The organism is Streptomyces sp. NPDC046862 (assembly GCF_040704615.1).
Lineage (GTDB): Bacteria > Actinomycetota > Actinomycetes > Streptomycetales > Streptomycetaceae > Streptomyces.
This window is the reverse complement of record NZ_JBEYXP010000027.1, coordinates 111,623-131,730: the sequence shown is the minus strand read 5'-3', so window position 1 is coordinate 131,730 and position 20,108 is coordinate 111,623. Positions and strand designations below refer to the sequence as shown.

General features: G+C 70.6%; 16 protein-coding genes and 1 pseudogene. 11 read left to right on the top strand and 6 right to left on the bottom strand.

Features of this window, described 5'->3' with window-relative positions:
* Positions 1-306: 306 nt before the first annotated feature.
* Positions 307-477, bottom strand: coding sequence for a hypothetical protein (locus tag AB0959_RS28335; RefSeq protein ID WP_366829414.1), 171 nt, complete (start codon positions 475-477; stop codon positions 307-309).
* Between AB0959_RS28335 and AB0959_RS28330 the strand changes: the two genes are divergently transcribed.
* On the top strand, positions 471-1,259 hold the full coding sequence (locus tag AB0959_RS28330) for an ABC transporter ATP-binding protein (RefSeq protein ID WP_366829413.1): 789 nt from the start codon (positions 471-473) through the stop codon (positions 1,257-1,259). The genes AB0959_RS28335 and AB0959_RS28330 overlap by 7 nt on opposite strands.
* Entirely contained in the window at positions 1,256-3,838 is a 2,583-nt protein-coding gene (locus tag AB0959_RS28325; protein WP_366829411.1) for an FtsX-like permease family protein, read from the top strand. Before AB0959_RS28330 ends, AB0959_RS28325 begins: the two co-directional genes overlap by 4 nt.
* Before the next feature lie 85 nt (positions 3,839-3,923).
* Here the strand turns inward: AB0959_RS28325 and AB0959_RS28320 are convergent, their stop codons facing one another.
* Both AB0959_RS28320 and AB0959_RS28315 read right to left on the bottom strand, forming a co-directional pair.
* Positions 3,924-4,178 carry a type II toxin-antitoxin system RelE/ParE family toxin gene (locus tag AB0959_RS28320; protein ID WP_366829410.1) on the bottom strand — a complete coding sequence of 85 codons (255 nt, stop codon included), beginning with the start codon at positions 4,176-4,178 and terminating at the stop codon, positions 3,924-3,926.
* The gene (locus AB0959_RS28315; RefSeq protein WP_366829443.1) at positions 4,175-4,450 is read right to left on the bottom strand and encodes a type II toxin-antitoxin system Phd/YefM family antitoxin; all 276 of its coding nucleotides are present in this window, start codon (positions 4,448-4,450) and stop codon (positions 4,175-4,177) included. Before AB0959_RS28315 ends, AB0959_RS28320 begins: the two co-directional genes overlap by 4 nt.
* A gap of 164 nt (positions 4,451-4,614) precedes the next feature.
* Between AB0959_RS28315 and mfd the strand changes: the two genes are divergently transcribed.
* On the top strand, positions 4,615-8,145 hold the full coding sequence (mfd, locus tag AB0959_RS28310; RefSeq protein WP_366829409.1) for a transcription-repair coupling factor: 3,531 nt from the start codon (positions 4,615-4,617) through the stop codon (positions 8,143-8,145).
* A gap of 69 nt (positions 8,146-8,214) precedes the next feature.
* Here the strand turns inward: mfd and AB0959_RS28305 are convergent, their stop codons facing one another.
* The gene (locus tag AB0959_RS28305) at positions 8,215-8,784 is read right to left on the bottom strand and encodes a TetR/AcrR family transcriptional regulator (protein WP_366829408.1); all 570 of its coding nucleotides are present in this window, start codon (positions 8,782-8,784) and stop codon (positions 8,215-8,217) included.
* 106 nt (positions 8,785-8,890) lie between these two features.
* Between AB0959_RS28305 and AB0959_RS28300 the strand changes: the two genes are divergently transcribed.
* From AB0959_RS28300 to AB0959_RS28290, 3 genes are all read left to right on the top strand, one after another.
* Positions 8,891-9,799: a hypothetical protein gene (locus AB0959_RS28300; protein WP_366829407.1), complete on the top strand. Its 909-nt coding sequence runs from the start codon at positions 8,891-8,893 to the stop codon at positions 9,797-9,799.
* Positions 9,800-10,135: 336 nt separating this feature from the next.
* Positions 10,136-10,861: an HNH endonuclease family protein gene (locus AB0959_RS28295; protein ID WP_366829406.1), complete on the top strand. Its 726-nt coding sequence runs from the start codon at positions 10,136-10,138 to the stop codon at positions 10,859-10,861.
* A 191-nt stretch (positions 10,862-11,052) separates the two neighbouring features.
* Positions 11,053-11,370, top strand: a complete 318-nt coding sequence (locus AB0959_RS28290) for a hypothetical protein (RefSeq protein WP_366829405.1) — start codon at positions 11,053-11,055, stop codon at positions 11,368-11,370.
* Here the strand turns inward: AB0959_RS28290 and AB0959_RS28285 are convergent.
* Positions 11,360-12,988, bottom strand: coding sequence for an IS200/IS605 family accessory protein TnpB-related protein (locus tag AB0959_RS28285; RefSeq protein WP_366829404.1), 1,629 nt, complete (start codon positions 12,986-12,988; stop codon positions 11,360-11,362). The two genes, AB0959_RS28290 and AB0959_RS28285, sit on opposite strands and share 11 nt — an antisense overlap.
* Before the next feature lie 195 nt (positions 12,989-13,183).
* Here AB0959_RS28285 and AB0959_RS28280 point away from each other — a divergent pair.
* Positions 13,184-13,627 (top strand): annotated as a pseudogene (locus AB0959_RS28280) (N-acetyltransferase); the annotation flags it as partial.
* Between the two features lie 31 nt (positions 13,628-13,658).
* Here the strand turns inward: AB0959_RS28280 and AB0959_RS28275 are convergent.
* Complete coding sequence (locus tag AB0959_RS28275; protein ID WP_366829403.1) at positions 13,659-14,417, bottom strand: hypothetical protein; 759 nt, start codon at positions 14,415-14,417, stop codon at positions 13,659-13,661.
* Positions 14,418-14,651: 234 nt separating this feature from the next.
* Here AB0959_RS28275 and AB0959_RS28270 point away from each other — a divergent pair, with 234 nt between their 5' ends.
* The 4 genes from AB0959_RS28270 to AB0959_RS28255 all read left to right on the top strand — a co-directional run bounded on the left by AB0959_RS28270 (position 14,652) and on the right by AB0959_RS28255 (position 20,064).
* Positions 14,652-16,733 carry an N-6 DNA methylase gene (locus AB0959_RS28270; RefSeq protein WP_366829402.1) on the top strand — a complete coding sequence of 694 codons (2,082 nt, stop codon included), beginning with the start codon at positions 14,652-14,654 and terminating at the stop codon, positions 16,731-16,733.
* Between the two features lie 182 nt (positions 16,734-16,915).
* Positions 16,916-17,524, top strand: a complete 609-nt coding sequence (locus AB0959_RS28265; RefSeq protein WP_366829401.1) for a hypothetical protein — start codon at positions 16,916-16,918, stop codon at positions 17,522-17,524.
* Positions 17,525-17,562: 38 nt separating this feature from the next.
* Positions 17,563-19,044 carry a protein kinase gene (locus tag AB0959_RS28260; protein ID WP_366829442.1) on the top strand — a complete coding sequence of 494 codons (1,482 nt, stop codon included), beginning with the start codon at positions 17,563-17,565 and terminating at the stop codon, positions 19,042-19,044.
* Positions 19,045-19,233: 189 nt separating this feature from the next.
* Entirely contained in the window at positions 19,234-20,064 is an 831-nt protein-coding gene (locus tag AB0959_RS28255) for a glycoside hydrolase domain-containing protein (RefSeq protein ID WP_366829400.1), read from the top strand.
* Positions 20,065-20,108 lie beyond the last annotated feature (44 nt).

The following is a 20,108-nucleotide window of genomic DNA, read 5'->3' as shown; positions in this document are numbered from 1 at the left end:
CTTGCCACTTGAGGCTCACGCAGCGGGAGGGTGCAAGCTGGGTGGACCGGTGGGTGGATCGGTGGGTGGACCGGACCCCGAGATCCGCTCCACCTGTCGGTGGAGATCCCTTAGGGGTACCTCCGTACTACGGACGGGGGCGGGTTCGTACCGCCGGAGGACGAGACGGGGCAGGGGCCTTCCTTAGCCTGGCTTTACGCCGCTGGGGAGCGGTCGGGGCGTACGGGGGTCGTACGGACCGCAGGTTCGGGGGTGGGGTTTTCCTCAGGGCAAGACGGGGTTCGGCCCCAGCGCGCCGGGGGGCGTTCAGGGGCCAGACTCGTCGGCGTACCGCACACCGGAGACGAGCAAGCCGCGCAGCGGCACTTCGCCGGACATCAGCACTGCGCATTCCAGCACCTCGCATTCCAGCACCACTTCGTTTCCAGCAGCACTCGCGTCGCGCTGCTGACCGACATAGGAGACATACCGTGACATCGGCTGTGACCATCACCAGGCACGGGGGCACTGGAGGGACTACGGCCGTTGCCGCGCGGGCGCGGCAGGTCGTGAAGGCGTACGGGTCCGGCGAGACCCGTGTCGTCGCCCTCGATCACGTCGACGTGGACATCGCCCGCGGTCAGTTCACCGCGATCATGGGCCCCTCGGGGTCCGGCAAGTCCACGCTGATGCACTGCCTCGCCGGACTGGACACCGTGACCAGCGGTCAGATCTACCTGGACGAGACCGAGATCACCGGACTCAAGGACAAGAAGCTCACGAAGCTGCGCCGGGACCGGATCGGGTTCATCTTCCAGGCGTTCAACCTGCTGCCCACGCTGAACGCGCTCGAGAACATCACCCTGCCCATGGACATCGCCGGCCGCAAGCCGGACAAGGCGTGGCTGGGCCGGGTCGTCGACACCGTCGGGCTCTCCGACCGGCTCAAGCACCGGCCCACCCAGCTCTCCGGCGGTCAGCAGCAGCGCGTGGCCGTGGCCCGTGCCCTGGCGGCCCGGCCCGAGATCATCTTCGGTGACGAGCCGACCGGGAACCTGGACTCGAGGGCCGGCGCCGAGGTGCTGGGCTTCCTGCGCCGTTCGGTGGACGAGCTCGGCCAGACCATCGTCATGGTCACGCACGACCCGGTGGCCGCCTCGTACGCGGACCGCGTGCTGTACCTCGCCGACGGCCGGATCGTCGACGAGATGTACAAGCCGACCGCCGAGGCCGTGCTCGACCGCATGAAGGACTTCGACGCCCGGGGGCGCACGTCATGACCGTCATGAAGACCTCCATGCGCAACTTCTTCGCGCACAAGGGACGCATGGCGCTCTCCGCCATCGCCGTCCTGCTGTCGGTGGCCTTCGTCACGGGGACCCTGGTCTTCACCGACACCATGTCCACCACCTTCGACAAGCTCTTCGCGGCCACGGCCTCCGACGTCACCGTCAGCCCCAAGGACGCCTCGGACACCGGGGAAACCCAGTCCGACACCGGCAAGCCGCCGGTGATGCCCGCGTCCGTGCTGGGCCAGGTACGCAAGGCCGACGGCGTGAAGTCGGCCGAGGGCACCGTGTTCTCCACCTCGGTGACCGTCGTCGACGCCGACAAGGACAGCCTCTCGCCCACGAGCGGCGCCCCGACCATCGTCGGCAACTGGAACGCCAACGACGCCCGCACCATGAAGATCTCCTCGGGCAACGCGCCGCGCGGGCCGGACCAGATCATGGTCGACGCGGACACCGCCGACAAGCACCACCTGAAGCTCGGCGACGAGATCGGCGTCATCACGGCCGTCGGCACGCACCGGGCGAAGGTCTCCGGCGTCGCCGAGTTCCAGGTCACCAACCCCGGTGCCGCGATCTTCTACCTGGACACGAAGACCGCCCAGGAGACCCTGCTCGGCGAGACCGGCGTCTACACCAACGTCAACGTCACCGCGGCCTCCGGCCTCAGCGACGCCCAGGTGAAGAAGAACGTCGCCACGGCGCTGGACGGCGGCTACCAGGTCAAGACGGCCAAGGAGGTCGCGGACGCCAACGCCAAGGACGTCGGCGACTTCATGGGCGTGATGAAGTACGCCATGCTGGGCTTCGCCGGGATCGCCTTCCTCGTCGGCATCTTCCTGATCATCAACACCTTCTCGATGCTGGTCGCCCAGCGGACCCGCGAGATCGGCCTGATGCGGGCCATCGGCTCCTCCCGCCGGCAGGTCAACCGGTCCGTGCTCGTCGAGGCGCTGCTGCTCGGTGTCTTCGGCTCGGTGCTCGGCGTCGGCGCGGGCGTGGGTCTGGCCATCGGGCTGATGAAGCTCATGGGCGCCACCGGCATGAACCTGTCCACCGACGACCTCACCGTCGCCTGGACCACCCCGGTGGTCGGCCTGCTGCTCGGCATCGTGGTCACCGTGCTCGCCGCGTACCTGCCCGCTCGACGGGCCGGCAAGGTCTCCCCCATGGCGGCCCTGCGTGACGCGGGCGCTCCGGCCGACGCCAAGTCGGGTGTCGTACGGGCCGTGCTGGGGCTGGTGCTGACGGGCGCGGGGGGTTATGGGCTGTACCTCGCTTCCCAGGCGGACAAGGCGAGTGAGGGCTCGATGTGGCTGGGCGGCGGTGTGGTGCTGTCGCTGATCGGCTTCGTCGTCATCGGTCCGGTGCTCGCGAGCGGCGTGGTGCGCGTGCTCGGCGCCCTGGTGCTGCGGATCTTCGGCCCGGTCGGACGGATGGCCGAGCGCAACGCGCTCCGCAACCCGCGCCGTACGGGGGCGACCGGCGCGGCGCTGATGATCGGCCTGGCGCTGGTGGCGTGCCTGTCGGTCGTGGGCTCCTCGATGGTGGCCTCGGCGACGGACCAGCTGGACAAGACCGTCGGTACGGACTTCATCATCCAGTCGGACAGCGGCCAGCTGATCACTCCGCAGGCCGTGAAGGCGGCGAAGTCCGCCAAGGACCTCACGGGTGTCACCGAGTACAAGTGGACCGAGGCCGACTTCACCACGCCCGACGGCAAGACCCTCAAGGACACCGCGATCACGGCCGCCGACCCGTCGTACGCGACCGACCTGCGCACCGAGACGGTCGCCGGGAACCTCAAGGACGCCTACAAGCCGAACTCGATGTCCGTCCACGACAAGTTCGCCAAGGACCACGGCATCAAGCTCGGCTCCACGATCACGGTCGCGTTCAAGGACGGCGGGGCCCCGGCCAAGCTGACGGTCCGCGCGATCACCAGCAGTGACGTGGTGATCGACCAGGGCGCGATGTACACGTCCATCGACACGATGGCCAAGTACGTCCCGGCGGGCAAGATGCCGCTGGACACGCTGCTCTTCGCTTCGGCGAAGGACGGTCAGGAGGCGGCCGCGTACACGTCGCTCAAGACGGCGCTGCACGACTACCCGCAGTACAAGGTCCGCGACCAGACCGACTACAAGGAAGCGCTCAAGGACCAGATCGGTCAGCTGCTGAACATGATCTACGGTCTGCTGGCCCTCGCGATCATCGTCGCGATCCTGGGTGTGGTGAACACCCTGGCTCTCTCGGTGGTCGAGCGGACGAGGGAGATCGGCCTGATGCGCGCGATCGGTCTCTCCCGCCGCCAGCTGCGCCGCATGATCCGTCTGGAGTCGGTGGTGATCGCCCTCTTCGGCGCCCTGCTGGGCCTCGGCCTCGGCATGGGCTGGGGCGCGACCGCCCAGCAGCTCCTCGCCCTGGAGGGCCTGAAGGTCCTGGAGATCCCGTGGCCGACGATCACGGGGGTGTTCCTGGGGTCCGCGTTCGTGGGGCTCTTCGCGGCGCTGATCCCGGCGTTCAGGGCGGGGCGGATGAACGTCCTGAACGCGATCGCTACGGAGTAGCCGTCGCGGGCGGGGAAAACGGGGGAACGGGGGAGGGCCGGGCCCGGTGGATTTTCCGCCGGGCCCGGCCCTTCGTCGGTCGCCCCTACGGGACGCGCCCGATGTGCAGCACGACGACCACGGTGATCGAGTCGTCCTCGATCTGGTACATGAGCCGGTACGGCCCGACGTGCATACGGCGCAGATCAGGCGACCCAAGGGCGGTGGTCCCCGCAGGGCGGGGGTCCTCGGCGAGCAGGTCGACGGCTACGAAGACCTGGCGCAGCCCGTCCGGGTCCTCCTTGAGGAAGCGGACTGCGGCGTTGGTCGCCTGTTCGTGCCAGATGGTCCGGAAGGTCACTCGCCCTCCAGGCCGAGCATCTTGCGGACCTCTTCATGGGGAACACCGACGAACGTCCCGTTCGTCTTCTCTACTCGGTACCGAGCAAGTGCGAGCTGTTCCTCCAGCTCCAGGACGCGCTCCTCCAGCTCGGCCACCTCCCGGGGATTCATGAGCACGACCGCGGGCCGACCGTGATCCGTAATGGTGATGCGCTCGCGATCGTGGGACGCCCGGCGGACCAGGGAGCCAAACTGTGCGCGGGCCTCAGTGATGGGGTACTCGGCGCTCATGGCTTGAAGCGTGACACTCATGTACAGAACTGTAAAGTTCTGTCCTTCTCGAGTCGATCGCTCAGACGGGTGAGCCCGCCTCGCCCGTCGTACCCTGGGAACCCCCCGCCCCGCCCCGCGTGTCGGGCCCTTCGTGTTGCCCTCTCCTCGGATGGAAGCCCTTCATGAGCCTGCACGGTCTGCTCGACGTCGTCGTCAAGGACACGGCCCTCGCGGAAGCGATCACGGCGGCCACCGACGGCAACCGCACGCACGTCGACCTCGTGGGCCCACCCGCGGCCCGCCCGTTCGCCGTTGCCGCCCTGGCGCGGGACGCCGGCAGACCCGTACTCGCCGTGACGGCGACCGGCCGCGAGGCCGAGGACCTCGCGGCCGCGCTCAGGTCCCTGCTGCCACCGGACGGCGTCGTGGAGTACCCGTCCTGGGAGACCCTCCCGCACGAGCGGCTGAGCCCGCGCAGCGACACCGTGGGGCGGCGCCTCGCCGTACTGCGACGGCTCGCGCACCCGAGCCCCGACGACCCCGAGACCGGCCCGGTCTCCGTGGTCGTCGCGCCCGTACGTTCCGTGCTGCAGCCGCAGGTCAAGGGCCTGGGTGACCTGGAGCCCGTTGCGCTGCGGACGGGCCGGACCGCCGACCTGAACGACGTCGTGGACGCGCTCGCGGCAGCCGCGTACTCCCGGGTCGAGCTCGTCGAGAAGCGCGGAGAGTTCGCCGTACGCGGCGGCATCCTCGACGTGTTCCCGCCCACCGAGGAACACCCCCTCCGGGTGGAGTTCTGGGGGGACGACGTCGAGGAGATCCGGTACTTCAAGGTCGCCGACCAGCGGTCCCTGGAGGTCGCCGAGCACGGCCTGTGGGCGCCGCCCTGCCGTGAGCTGCTGCTGACGGACGACGTACGGCAGCGGGCGGCGGCACTCGCCGAGCAGCACCCCGAGCTGGGCGAGCTGCTGGGCAAGATCGCCGAGGGCATCGCCGTGGAGGGCATGGAGTCCCTCGCGCCCGTGCTCGTCGACGACATGGAGCTGCTGCTGGACGTGCTGCCCAAGGGCGCCATGGCCGTGGTGTGCGACCCGGAGCGCGTACGGACGCGGGCCGCCGACCTGGTGGCCACCAGCCAGGAGTTCCTCCAGGCGTCCTGGGCCGCGACCGCGGGCGGCGGCGAGGCCCCCATCGACGTCGGGGCGGCCTCCCTGTGGTCCATCGCCGACGTGCGCGACCGGGCCCGCGAGCTGGACATGATGTGGTGGTCGGTGTCCCCGTTCGCCGCCGACGAGGAGCTCGACGCGGACACGCTGAAGCTCGGCATGCACGCCCCCGAGACGTACCGCGGTGACACCGCGAAGGCGCTGGCCGACACCAAGGGCTGGCTCGCCGACGGCTGGCGCGCGGTCTTCGTGACGGAGGCGCACGGCCCGGCCGCCCGTACGGTCGAGGTGCTGGGCACGGAGGGCATCGCGGCCCGCCTCCAGGCCGACCTCGACGGGATCAGCCCGTCCGTGGTGCACGTGGCCTGCGGTTCGATCGACTACGGCTTTGTCGATACGCGGCTGAAGCTGGCCGTGCTGACGGAGACCGATCTCACCGGCCAGAAGGCCGCCGGCAAGGACGGCGCCCGCATGCCGGCCCGCCGCCGCAAGACCATCGACCCGCTGACCCTGGAGGCAGGCGACTACATCGTGCACGAGCAGCACGGCGTCGGCCGGTACATCGAGATGGTCCAGCGCACCGTGCAGGGCGCGACCCGCGAGTACCTGGTCGTGGAGTACGCGCCCGCCAAGCGCGGTCAGCCCGGCGACCGCCTCTACATCCCCACCGACCAGCTGGAGCAGATCACCAAGTACGTCGGCGGGGAGGCGCCCACGCTGCACCGGCTGGGCGGCGCCGACTGGACGAAGACCAAGGCGCGCGCGAAGAAGGCCGTCAAGGAGATCGCGGCCGACCTGATCAAGCTGTACAGCGCGCGCATGGCGGCCCCCGGGCACGCCTTCGGAGGCGACACGCCCTGGCAGCGCGAGCTGGAGGACGCCTTCCCCTACGCCGAGACCCCCGACCAGCTGACGACGATCGCCGAGGTCAAGGAGGACATGGAGAAGTCGGTCCCCATGGACCGGCTCATCTGCGGCGACGTCGGCTACGGCAAGACCGAGATCGCGGTCCGGGCCGCCTTCAAGGCCGTACAGGACGGCAAGCAGGTCGCGGTCCTCGTACCGACGACCCTGCTGGTGCAGCAGCACTTCGGGACGTTCGGCGAGCGGTACTCGCAGTTCCCCGTGAACGTACGGGCGCTGTCCCGCTTCCAGACGGACACGGAGGCGAAGGCCACCCTGGAGGGCCTGCGGGAGGGCGCGGTCGACATCGTCATCGGCACGCACCGGCTGTTCTCGTCCGAGACCAAGTTCAAGGACCTCGGGCTCGTCATCGTCGACGAGGAGCAGCGGTTCGGCGTCGAGCACAAGGAACAGCTGAAGAAGCTGCGCGCGAACGTGGACGTGCTGACCATGTCCGCGACGCCGATCCCGAGGACGCTGGAGATGGCGGTGACCGGCATCCGCGAGATGTCCACGATCACCACCCCGCCCGAGGAGCGCCACCCGGTCCTGACGTTCGTCGGTCCGTACGAGGAGAAGCAGATCGGCGCGGCCGTGCGCAGGGAACTGCTGCGCGAGGGCCAGGTCTTCTACATCCACAACCGGGTCGAGTCGATCGACCGGGCGGCGGCCAGGCTGCGGGAGATCATCCCGGAGGCGCGCATCGCGACCGCGCACGGCCAGATGTCGGAGCAGGCGCTGGAGCAGGTGGTCGTCGACTTCTGGGAGAAGAAGTTCGACGTGCTCGTCTCCACGACCATCGTCGAGTCGGGCATCGACATCTCGAACGCGAACACGCTGATCGTGGAGCGCGGCGACAACTTCGGCCTCTCGCAGCTGCACCAGCTGCGCGGGCGGGTCGGGCGCGGCCGTGAGCGCGGGTACGCGTACTTCCTCTACCCGCCGGAGAAGCCGCTGACGGAGACGGCCCACGAGCGGCTCGCCACCATCGCCCAGCACACCGAGATGGGCGCCGGCATGTACGTGGCGATGAAGGACCTGGAGATCCGCGGAGCCGGAAACCTCCTGGGCGGCGAACAGTCCGGCCACATCGCGGGCGTCGGCTTCGACCTGTACGTCCGCATGGTCGGCGAGGCGGTGGCGGACTACCGCGCGTCCCTGGAGGGCGGCGTGGAGGAGGAGCCGCCGCTGGAGGTCAAGATCGAGCTCCCGGTCGACGCCCACGTCCCGCACGACTACGCCCCGGGCGAACGGCTGCGCCTCCAGGCGTACCGCGCCATCGCTTCCGTGAACACCGAGGACGACATCAGGGCGGTACGCGAGGAACTCGTCGACCGCTACGGCAAGTTGCCCGAGCCGGTGGAGAACCTGCTGCTCGTCGCGGGCCTGCGGATGCTCTCGCGCGCGTGCGGTGTCGGCGAGATCGTGCTCCAGGGCAACAACATCCGCTTCGCCCCGGTGGAGTTGAGGGAGTCCCAGGAACTACGCGTCAAGCGCCTCTACCCGGGCGTCGTCATCAAGCCCGCCGTCCACCAGGTCCTGGTCCCCCGCCCGAAGACGGCCAAGGTGGGCGGCAAGCCGCTGGTCGGGCGGGAGTTGCTGGGGTGGACGGGGGAGTTCCTGACGTCGATCCTGGGGTCGTAGGGGTCGTAGGGGTCGTAGGGGCCTTAGCGGTCGGGGACCGGGGCGCGGCCGAACGCCCGGATGCTGCTGTCAGGTTGGTGGGAGCAGCATCATCGGCAGCGCCCGGAGCACCTCTTCCGGGTCGTCCTCCTCGCCCAGAAGGTTGTCCAGGTTGTGGCCGAGGAGGAGCGTGGCGAAGCCGTGGGCGAGGGACCAGACGGCCACGCGGGCGAGGCGGGCCTCGGGGGCGCCGTCGTCGGGTATGGGGATGGCGTCGCGGAGGGCGGCTGCGGAGAGGGCGCGGGCCGCGGTGAGCTCCATGTCGTTCTCACGCAGCAGTTCCCGCGTGAACATCACCTGGAAGTGCGCGGGGTGCTCGCGCGCGAAGCGCACGTAGCGCACGCCCGCGTCCCGTAGGTCGGCCGACTCCCGGGTCGCGGCCGCCAGCAGTCCGAATCCCTCCGCCGCGATCGCCGTGAGCAGACCTGTGCGGTCCTTGAAGTGATGGGCCGGCGCGGCGTGCGAGACGCCCGCGCGGCGCGCCAGGTCGCGCAGACTCAGAGCCGAGGGCCCGTCGGCGGCGATGACGTCGAGAGCGGCACGCAGGATGGCGCGGCGGAGGTCACCGTGGTGGTACGCGGCTTTGGTCGTGCTCGTCACGTGATCAGCGTACGCAGTGAATCTAGCCGTTGACAAGTTCGAGAGGTTGAGGCAATCTAGCCGCTGACAAGTTGGTGGACCGTGAACGCGATCAGGGGGATGCGTCATGTCTGAGCACGTCAGCGGGGCCGTGGGTGAGGGGAGCGGGCACGGAGTGGGGCTCGACCTGGTGCGCCGGATGTGGCACCTGCTGGAGGTCCTGCACTCCGTCCTCTTCTACGCACCGGAGACCTTCGACGAGGCGGCCTCGCTCGGGTACGGGACGAAGGAGCGCTGGCCGAGCTACTTCCCGTTCCGCGCGGCCCCGTTGGGCGCCGTCGGGAGCGAGCGCGTGGCCTCCGCCTTCTACAGCTTCAGCCCGCGCATGGTCGCCGAGTACGTCGAACCAGCCTGGGACATCGCGAGTCCGGAGGCCGTCCTGGCGGCACGCGACCGGGTGATGGACCGGGTGTACGGGGCGATTCTGGGCGACCGCACGCACAGCCCGGAACTCGCCGAGGCCGCCGCACTGGCCCGCCGCGCCGCAGAGGCGGCGAACACCGCGGGCCGCCCGCTGGCCGCCGCCAACGCCGAGTTGCCGTGGCCCGACGCCCCGCACCTCCAGCTGTGGCGGGCGGCGGCGATCCTGCGCGAGCACCGTGGCGACGGCCACCTCGCGGCACTCCTCGTCGCAGGCCTCGACCCCGTGGAGTCTCTGGTCTCGTTCGCGGCGATAGGTGCCGCGCCGGTGGAGGTCTTCGAGAGCCGGGGCTGGCGTCCCGAGGAGTGGGCGGCCGCGCGCGACCGGCTCGTGTCCCGCGGTCTGGTGCGCCCGGACGGTACGGCGACGGAGGCGGGCCGAGACCTCCGCCGGCAGGTCGAGCGCCACACGGACGAACTCGCCGCCGGACCTTGGCGATTCCTCGGCCCGGAGGTCACCGCCCGCCTCGCCGACCTGCTCGGCGACTTCTGGGTCGCGGTTCTCGGTACGGGGCTGATGCCGTCGGGGACGACCCTGGGGATCGGCAAGGTGTGAGGTTCGTCGGAGGGTGAGGGAGTTGAGGCTCGTTCCCCAGCGGTGGACACCTCTTTGCCTTGTCCTGGTGTGCCCGGATCTTGGATTTGCCGAAGATGCTTGGGTGAGGTCTTCCTTCCGGAGGAGGCTTGCAACCGGCGATGCGCCCGGCGTGCACCCGTTGCCCACGGGGCGACGGTAGGGCCGTACCTCCGCCGCGGCTACGGTGAGCAGGGGAAACCGGCAGGGCAGGCAACGGGCATGATTCGAAGCAGCCATGCGGAGCACCCTGCAGAACAGGCATACAGAACCTGCGTGCAGAGCACGCGAGTGGAACAGGCAAGGGAGAGTCGTCGCGTGGTGCGTCTGAGGGGTGGGGTCGCGGTTGCCGCGCTGGTGCTGGTGACCGTCAGCGGCTGCAAGAGTGAGACGGCGGGGGCCTCGAACCCCTCGGGGCCGGCGGAGCCGTCGGGCGGGAGCGGTGCCGCGCTCACCGCCGTCGACTCGCTCACCGTCAAGGGCCGGGCGCCCAAGACGGGGTACGAACGGGACAATTTCGGCACTGCTTGGGCCGATACGGACTCGAACCACTGCGACACACGCGACGACATCCTCAAACGCGACCTGAAGGACGTGAAGTTCAAGGAGGCCGACTGTGAGGTGGCTTCCGGGGTGCTGAACTCCGACCCCTACAGCGGCAAGGAGATCACCTTCAAGCGCGGCCACAGCGAGATCGACATAGACCATCTCGTCCCGCTCTCGGACGCCTGGCAAAAGGGCGCCCAGCAGTGGGACGCGAGCAAGCGCATAGCCCTGGCCAACGACCCGCTCAACCTCCTCGCGGTGGACGCCGGGACCAACCGCAGCAAGGGTGACGGCGACACGGCCACCTGGCTCCCGCCCAACAAGTCCTACCGCTGCACATACGTGGCCGCGCAGGTCGCCGTGAAGAAGAAGTACGGCTTGTGGGTGACGACCGCCGAGAAGGCCGCCATGAAGCGCGTCCTGTCCGGCTGCCCCGACCAGTCCCTCCCGTCCGGCGGCAACCCGACGAAGGCTCCGGCGCGGTTCCACGCGGACTGAGGACATTTTTCAGCCCCTCCGGCGTTTGAGGAGCGGGGTCCGGGGCGGAGCCCCGGCGGGGCCGAAGGGGCGGAGCCCCTGGTGATGGGACGGGCAGGGGCGGCGGGGGCGAGAACGCTCGGGCGTACTTCGTACGGCGCACGGGAAAAAACGCCTCGACCGGACCCGGCCCGGCACCTACCGTCACCCACATGGAGCTGAAGGTCTGGTCACTCGTCGAGCGGCCCGAGATGCGGGAGCGGGTACTCGGGATGGCCGACACCTGGCCCGAGTTCACCCGCCAGGACCCGGTGGGCAACGCGCACTACGGGCGGATCGCCCGGGAGTTGCCGGAGCACGTGCTGTTCACCGAGGACGGGCACGGCGAGGTGGTCGCCCACGCCCACAGCGTGCCCCTCGCGCTCGCCGGCGAGGACGGCACCCCGGGTGAACTCCCCGCGCGGGGCTGGGACGAGATGCTCGTGCGGGCCTTCACCGACCTGCGGTACGGCACCGTTCCTAAAGACTGAGCGGTAGTGAGTCCTGTTGCCAGGATTCATGCTCAGCTGGATGCCCCGAACGGTGTTGGGCGTCCTGGTTGCCCGCTTTCGCTCCGCGTCCGGTGCGCAGGGATCGTGTCCGTGGTCCGGGGATGCGGGGGCGGGTTTCCTCACGCCCCGGGACGCCTGGTCGGGCCTGGACGGTCCGATGCCCCTGCTCATCACTCCGGTGAGCAGGGGGCGGTGCCGTCCGTCGCCGGATCGGGTGTCCCAGGGCGCGCCTTCCGATGGCCACGGCGGCCGCGTCGTGGCGGGTGGTCTTCCTGGTCTTGGTGGTGAGGGGTTTGTGCCAGTGCTGGGCGCCCCAGCGGCTGGTGTAGGCGGGGTCGACGGCGACGATGGTGATGCCGAGTTCGGCCGCCATCGACACCAGCCGGGCCCGCAGTCTGGCGACGGGCATGCCGGAGATCAGCTTGCGGAACTTGCTTCGGCGGCCGTGTTTCTCGCGGGTCTTCTCCGCCTGGAAGTCGAGGTCTTCGATCGCGATGGCGAGGTGGTGACGTGTGGCCCAGTGCAGCAGGCGGATCAGGGCGTGCCGGACTTGGGCGTCGCGATGGCTTGTGGTGCCGGACAGGTCGTAGCCGAAGCGGACAGGTGCGCCGACGGGGTTGCCGTGGGCATCCAAGCGCCAGGCGGCCAGGTGATCGGCGTTGGTGTCGACGCCCACCAGACCGTTCGTGCGGGCCGTGGCCAGGGGCACGGTCTTGACCGGCGGGATCGTCCAGGATGCGGTGAGGTACCAGCGGCCGCGTGTGGTGTCTTCGTGGATGCGGTAGGCGACCGCCCGGTTCGCCTGGATGCGGTCGGCCCACTGCTCGCCCCGGTGCGCGAACGCCACCCGGGCGGCGAGCACATACCGGCCGTGCGGGGCGTTCGCCAGATGTACCAGCGGCTTGGGGAGTTTGAGGGAGACCTCGCCGTCGCAGGTGACGCGGATGGTCTCGTTACCGAACCGCTTCCCGCTCTCGCCGTCGGCCTCAAGGAACCGGCGCCCGGCCCGCCACCTGGTGCGCCACCGCTCCTCGGTGAGCCCGGCGGCGTCGAGGTGGTGGCGGGTGTTCAGCAGCCGCTTCCCGCCCCGCACCACACCCACGACCCCGGCCTCCCAGTCCGCGCGCGCCGCCTGGAGCCGGTCTTCGAGCACCTGCAGACGGCGCGTCTTCGCATGCCACTCCTGCCTGCTCGCGTAGCCGCCCGGAGCCCGCTTGGAGCCCTTCTGGCCGACCGGCAGGGACAGCCGGTGCGCGATCGTGCGCACCCCCGCTTCCAGATGCTGGATGTGCGCGAGCTGCCCGCGCCGGGCCAGCGCCCACTGATCGTGGGTGGCCTTCGTGATCGACCCGGCCCAGCGAGAGGACGACTCCTGCGTGAGGGTCCGCTTGCGCTGCGCCCACTGGTCGTTGTCGTGGTCCAGCCCGGCCGTACACCGCGCTCTCAGGTCCCGGGAAGCGAGCGTGCCCAGATGGTCACCGACCAGACGCAGCACCTTCTCGTCCTGCACCGTCAGGTGCTTGAGCCGGTCGCGGACCGCCACACCGGACGGGCCGAGGGCGACGAACGGCGCCGCCACCTCCCGCAGCCCATCCATCCCTCCCACCCCGTCCCCTACGTCGGCCGAACAACCTTTCACCACGCTCAACGACCACCACGGACAAAGGTCACACATTCGACCAAGGAACCTTCGTTCTCCCCCATGGGGTCGCACATGCCCCAGCGCGGACACTCACTCATGCGCGCCAGAACACGCTTGTACGCAGTCAACCGCCAGCAGTTCACAACCCCGCCCGACACGGTCAGCGCGACCTCCATCGTGGTCGCACCGCACGCGCAGGGCACGGGTCTGTCGGGCCGGATGCTCTCCGCGATGCGGGACAACGCGCGGGCGCGCGGCTTCCGTGAGGTCGTCGCCCCGGTCCGGCCCAGCGCCAAGCACCTGGAGCCGCGTACGCCGATCGAGGAGTACGCGTTCCGCGTGCGGGACGACGGGCTGCCGTACGACCCGTGGCTGCGCGTGCACGTCCGGGCGGGCGCCACGATCGAGGCCGTGGCGCCCGCGTCGATGACCGTGTCCGCCTCGCTCGACGACTGGCGGGCGTGGACCGGGCTGCCCTTCGACACCGAGGGACTCGTGGAGGTGCCGGGCGCGCTGGTGCCGGTGCACTGTGAACCGGAGCGCGGTTACGCCGTGTACGTCGAGCCCAATGTGTGGGTGCGGCATGCGCTGTGAGCGCCCGGAGGCTTCGCCGTTCGGCTGACGGTCAGCCACCCATCGCGTCCAGGTCCAGCACCTTGCCCTTGGGGGCCTCGGCCGGCACCGGCTTGTTGTAGTCGCTGAAGGTGACGTCGCCCGGGTCCTTCGCCGACTTGCTGACGACCCGCAGCAGGTACGGCTTGCCCTCGGTGGCGACGTACGCCGTGTAACGGTCCTTGCCGTCCTTCTCCTCGATCGTGATCGCGGGAGTGCTGTTGACCTTGGTGGTGTCGCCGCGCTCGGCGTTCGAGCGCTCGTCGCCGAACTCGGCGAGCACCGAGTCGAGGTCGCAGAAGCCCGCGATGTCCTTGGCGTCGGCGCCGGTCGCGGCCGTCTTGACCCACTTTCCGGCCATCATGTCCACGACCGCCTGGGTCTCGTCCTTGGAGGACCCCTCGGACTGCGCGCGCAGGAACGCCTCGTCGAACTTCATGTAGACGGTGTCGCCGGTCTTGACCATGTCGGCGCCGCCGCCGTCCATGGACATCGTCCCGGCGCAGTCGCCCTTCTTGTTGAGCGCGATGTCCATCTTGATCGTGCTGCCGCTCTCCTCGTCGGGCACCTCGCCCTTCATCCGCAGCGAGGAGGCGCTCTTCGTGGCGTCGATGGCCCTTTCGGCGATCTCGCCGCCCGTCAGTCCGGCGAACGGCTCCTTCGACTTGCCGGCCGTCTTCTCCGCGGTGCCCGGGTTCTCGGTGCCACAGGCGGTGAGCGTGACGGTTGCCGCGGCGGCGATGCAGAGAGCGGCGAGTGTGGTGCGACGCATGGTTGGTCCCCCCAGAGACGCGTGATCGCCCTGCGCGAAGCAGGGGCTTGTTCGATGAGTCAATAAGAGCATGAGCTGTGAACCCAGTCAACACAATTCACGTCTTATGGTCAGTACACGGCCGTGAAGTGAATTGATGACGCATCCATCGGTATGCTCGGCGTCACACGGGGCCAAGGCACCCCAGTCGATGGCGTTCACAGACCAGGCACCAGGCAGAGGGGAGCCGAGCGCGTGCAGGACAACGGGACAGAGGTGACCGCGGCGGGGATCGCACGGCTCGCCGGAGTCGGTCGCGCCGCCGTCAGCAACTGGCGCCGCCGCCACACCGACTTCCCCAGACCGGTCGGCGGCACCGAGACCAGCCCGTCGTTCGCCCTCGCCGAGATCGAGGCGTGGCTCCGCAAACAGGGCAAGCTCGCCGAGGTACCCCTCAACGAGCGGGTCTGGCAGCAGCTCGCCGGCCACCCCGCGGGACCGGTCACCGCCCTGGTGCACGCGGGCTGTGCCCTCCTGCTGGTCCACGACCGCCACCCCGTCTGGCTGGAGGTGAGCGCGGGCTCCGACCAGCGCCTCGCCGAGCTGCTGCCCAACTCCCTCGACCAGGTCCTCACCCCCCGCTTCGGCATGGTCCGCCGGCCCGCCGTCAAGGCTCCGACGGCCGCCGCGCTGCTGCCCTCGGTGCCGTTGCTGCGCGGCACGGCCGAACTCGCGGCCGAGACGGGTGCCCGGCAGACGTTCGAGTTCCTGCTGGCCCGCCACCTCGACGCCAACCCGCGCCAGTACACGCCGACCCCGGCCGACCTCGCCCGTCTGATGGCCGACCTCGCGGGACAGGCGACCACGGTGCACGACCCCGCCTGCGGCACCGGAGCCCTGCTGCTTGCCGTGGAACCCCGTCCGGACCAGGAGCTGTTCGGCCAGGACAGCGCCCCCGAGCACGCCGCTCTCACCGCACTCCGGCTCGCCCTGCACACCCGGTCCAGCGTCCGCACGGCCACGGCCGACAGCCTGCGCGCGGACACCTACGGCACGCTCAGGGCGGACGCGGTCCTGTGCCACCCGCCGTTCAACGAGCGCAACTGGGGCCATGACGAACTCGCCTACGACCCGCGCTGGGAGTACGGCTTCCCGGCCCGCACGGAGTCCGAACTGGCCTGGGTTCAGCACGCGCTGGCCCGCATGCGGGAAGGCGGCACCGCCGTCCTGCTGATGCCGCCGGGCGCGGCCAGCCGCCGCTCAGGGCGCCGTATCCGCGCCGACCTGCTGCGCCGGGGCGCCCTGCGCGCGGTCATCGCCCTGCCCGCGGGCGCGGCACCCCCGCACAACCTCCCCCTGCACCTGTGGGTGCTGCGCAGACCCGACAAGGCGCCCGCGCAGCCCGAGGTCCTGCTCGTCGACACCGGGCAACTCGTCGACGGGGCCGCCTCCGCGTCCCCGGCCGAACGCGGCCGTGACTCAGGAAGCCGTGACTCCGGCGGCCGGGGCGCGCTCGACCGGGAGGACGTGCGCGCCGCAGTCCTGGAGACCTGGCGGGCCTTCGACCGCGACGGCACCGTGCCGGAACAGCCGGGCGTGAGCCGGTCCGTACCCGTCATCGAACTCCTCGACGACGACGTGGACCTCGCCCCGGCCCGCCATCTGCCGCCCCCCGCCTCGCCCGGCGGTGCCGCGGAGCTGTCGTCGGTACGCGAACGCCTCAGCCGGACCCTGCGGCTGACCGCCGATCTGACACCCCCGTCCGTCGACGAGGCACAGCCCGCGCGCTGGCCCGTGACCACGGTCGGCGAACTCGCGCGCGCGGGAGCCCTGTTGCTGCGGACCGGCGGACAGGGGGCTCACGCGCGCGTGCTCACCGACCACGACGTCCTGTCCGGCACGGCACCCTCAGGGACACTGCCCGAGACCGGGGAGCAGCCCGTCCTCGTCGAGACCGGAGACGTCGTCGTGCCCGTACTGGGCGGTGGCTCCGTCGCGCGCGTGGTCGACGAGGCGACCGCCGGCGCCGCCCTCGGGCGCAACCTCACCCTGTTGCGCCCCGACCCGGGCGCCCTCGACGCGTGGTTCCTCGCCGGCTTCCTGCGCGGCACCGCCAACAACCGCCGGGCCAGCAGCTACGCCTCCACCGCCACCCGGCTCGACGTGCGCCGCCTCCAACTGCCCCGCCTCCCGCTCGACCAGCAGCGCCGCTACGGCGAACGCTTCCGCGCCCTCGCCGAGTTCGAGGACACCCTCCGCCTCGCGGGCCGCCTCGGCGAACGGCTCGTACGCGGCATGTACGACGGCCTGACCGACGGAACGGTCGCACCGGACTAGGACTCTGGCGGACGGTGTCCTTCCGCGCTCCCGCTGCGGTCCTTGGCGATCGGTGGCGCAAAACGGTGGTGTGGAACGGTGTGGCAACGGTTGTCCACAACCCTGGACGGCTTGTCCTTGTCGACCTATACGCTCAACCAAGACATCGCACGTCCGCCTTCACCAGGCCACCAGGAGCAGCCATGCACGGCCCCGGCTACGCGCCGCCACCGCCTCAGAGCCCCTCATCGGGCACACTGGTCACGCTGCGCGTGGTCTTCGTGGCGCTGGCCGTCCTGAGCTGCGGCTTCCTCGCGTGGCCGAGCATGCTGAGGGTCGCCCTCGTGACCCGGAAGACGCTCGACTGGGCCCTGCTCGTCCTCGCGATGGTGCACATCTCCATCGTCACCACGCTGATCGTCCTCGACCCGGGCAAGGACGAGTTCACCTCGACCGGCAACACCGGGATGTGGCTGATGCTCAGCGGCATGGTGATCATCGTCGCGTACTACCTGTACGCGGACATACGCCACTTCAGCGCGTCCAGCGCGATGCAGTACACGCAGACCAGGGGCGCCTACGCCCAGCCGCAGTCGGGATACGGCTACCCGGGCCCCCAGCCCTTCCCGCCCGCCGCGCCGGTCCAGCACCAGCAGCCGCCCGCCCAGCCGCAGCCGCCCGTACCCCCGCAACCGCAGCCGCCGCAGCAGCCGGCGCAGCCCCAGCGTCCGGCGCCCGCGCGCATCGACCAGGTGCGCGCCGAGCTCGACGAGCTCAGTGACTACCTGCGCAAGCACGAGGGCGGCAGGTGAGCGGCGGCACAGGACGCGTCGTCGCGGGCCGCTACGAACTGTCCACGCTCATCGGCCAGGGCGGCATGGGCCAGGTCTGGACGGCCTACGACCAGCGCCTCGACCGGCGCGTGGCCGTGAAGCTGCTGCGCCCGGACAAGGTCGCGGGCCAGGAGGCCGACGAGCTGCGCCGCCGCTTCCTGCGCGAGTGCCGGGTCACCGCACAGGTCGACCACCCCGGCCTGGTCACGGTCCACGACGCGGGCAGTGAGGGCGAGGAGCTGTTCCTCGTCATGCAGTACATCGACGGAGCCGACCTCTCCGACCACCTCGCCGAGCACGACCCGTACCCCTGGCAGTGGACCGTGTCGGTCGCCGCCCAGCTGTGCGCCGTGCTGTCCGCCGTGCACGCCGTCCCGATCGTCCACCGCGACCTGAAGCCGCGGAACGTGATGGTCAAGCAGGACGGCACGGTCACCGTGCTCGACCTGGGCGTCGCCTCGGTGATGGACACGGACACGACCCGCCTGACGCACACCGGGTCCCCCATCGGCAGCCCCGCCTACATGGCCCCCGAGCAGGCGATGGGCGGCGCCGTCGGCCCCTACACGGACCTGTACGCGCTGGGCGTGCTCATGCACGAACTGCTCAGTGGGAACGTCCCGTTCGCGGGCTCCACCGCCCTCGGCGTCCTCCACCGCCACCTCTACGAGCCCCCGGTCCCCGTCCGCCGTATGCGCCCCGAGGTGCCCGAGCCCCTGGAGGCGCTCGTGCTGCGCCTGCTGGCCAAGGACCCGCAGCACCGGCCCGAGTCCGCGCAGGAGACGTACGAGCAGCTCCTCCCGCTGCTCCCCGCGCGCGGGATGCCCACCGGCGCTCCTCTCGACCCCACGCGCCCGTTCCTGCGCCCGCACGCGCCCTGGCCGGACCGCGCCGTCATCCCCGCACCACAGCCCCAGGCCGCGCCCGCCGTCGAGAAGCCCGATGTCGCGGGCGCCGTCGACGAGGTCAAGCGGCTGCTCGGCGAGGGCCGCATCACCCAGGCCGTCGACATCCTCGGCCAGATCCTCCCGGCGGCCGCCGCCCAGCACGGCGAGCACTCACCCGTCGTGCGCACCCTGCGCAAGCAGTACGCGGCGACGCTCATGGACGACGGCCAGTACCGCCGCGCCCTGCCCGAGCTGCGCCGTCTCGCCGACGAGCGGGCCAAGGAGGCGGGTCAGGCCGACCCCCAGTCCCTGCGCTTCCGCTACGACGCCGCCCAGTGCCTGGAGCAGCTCGGCGAGGCGGCCGCCTCGCTCGCCGAGTACCGCTCCCTGCTGCCGTACTACGAGAACCAGTACGTCGCCGGGGACCCCGAGCTCTCCCTGGACGTCCGGCGCCGTATCGGCCACCTTCTCCTCGCCCTCGGCGACCGCGCCGCCGCCCACGACACCCTGGCCCGCCTGCTGCACGACGTGGAACGGCTCAGGGGCCCCGGCCACCCCCTGGCCACGGAGGTACGACGGACACTCCAGTGGCTGGGCCAGGTGCGCGGCTGAGCGTTCGCGGCTGAGTTTTTTTGCGTCCTCTTGGCCGAAGCTTGTGGCGATCAAGGTGCGGGGTTTCCCGAAACCGGAGGGTCGCCGGTTACGTTGCGATGCGTTTGTGAACGTTCCACATCAAGCCATCAAGCCATCAAGCCACAGGCCATCAGGCCACAGGCCGTCAGACGTACCAGGGGTGGGGTCTTGTCCAGCCATCGGCAGTCGAAGAAGCGCAGATACACGGCATGGGCCGCGGCCGGGGCCGCCGTGCTCGCCGGCGCCGGTGTCGCCGCGCAGAACTCCCTCGCCACGACCACGAGCTGGCCGGCCGCCAAGGTCTACACGGGCCGTGCCTTCGACACCTGCGCGGCACCCTCCCTGTCCGCGATGAAGGCCTGGCACACCGGTTTCTACGGCGCGGCGGCCGTCTACGTCGGCGGCAAGAACCGCGGCTGCTCCCAGCCCAACCTCACCGCCTCCTGGGTGAAGTCGGTCAGCTCCGTCGGCTGGAAGCTCGTCCCGCTCTACGTCGGCGCCCAGCCGCCCTGCCAGAGCGGCTCCAGCCCCGAGGTGATCAGCGCCTCCACCGCCGCCTCCCAGGGCTCCGCGGACGGGACCGACGCCGTGACCAAGGCCTCCGCGCTCGGCATGAAGCCCGGCAGCGCGCTCTACCTCGACATGGAGTCGTACGACATCACGAACACGGCCTGCAACGACGCGGTGCTCACGTACATCCGCGCCTGGCAGAAGGCCGTCCACGCCAAGCTGTACCGCACCGGGTTCTACGGCTTCAGCAGCTCCAGCGCCAAGGCGGTCGCCACCGCGACCGACCGCACCAACCTGCCGGGCAACCTCTGGTACGCCAAGTGGGACAAGGTCAACACCACGACCACCGACTGGCCGTTCGCCTCGACGCTGTACACCGGGCACCACCGCGCGCACCAGTACATGGTCAACAGCAAGGAGTCGCGCGGCGGCTACACCATCACGGTGGACCGGGACGCCTGGGACGCACCGGTGGCGGTCACGGGCTGACAGCGGGAGCGACGCAGCGACGGAGCGACCCAACGGCGGAGCGG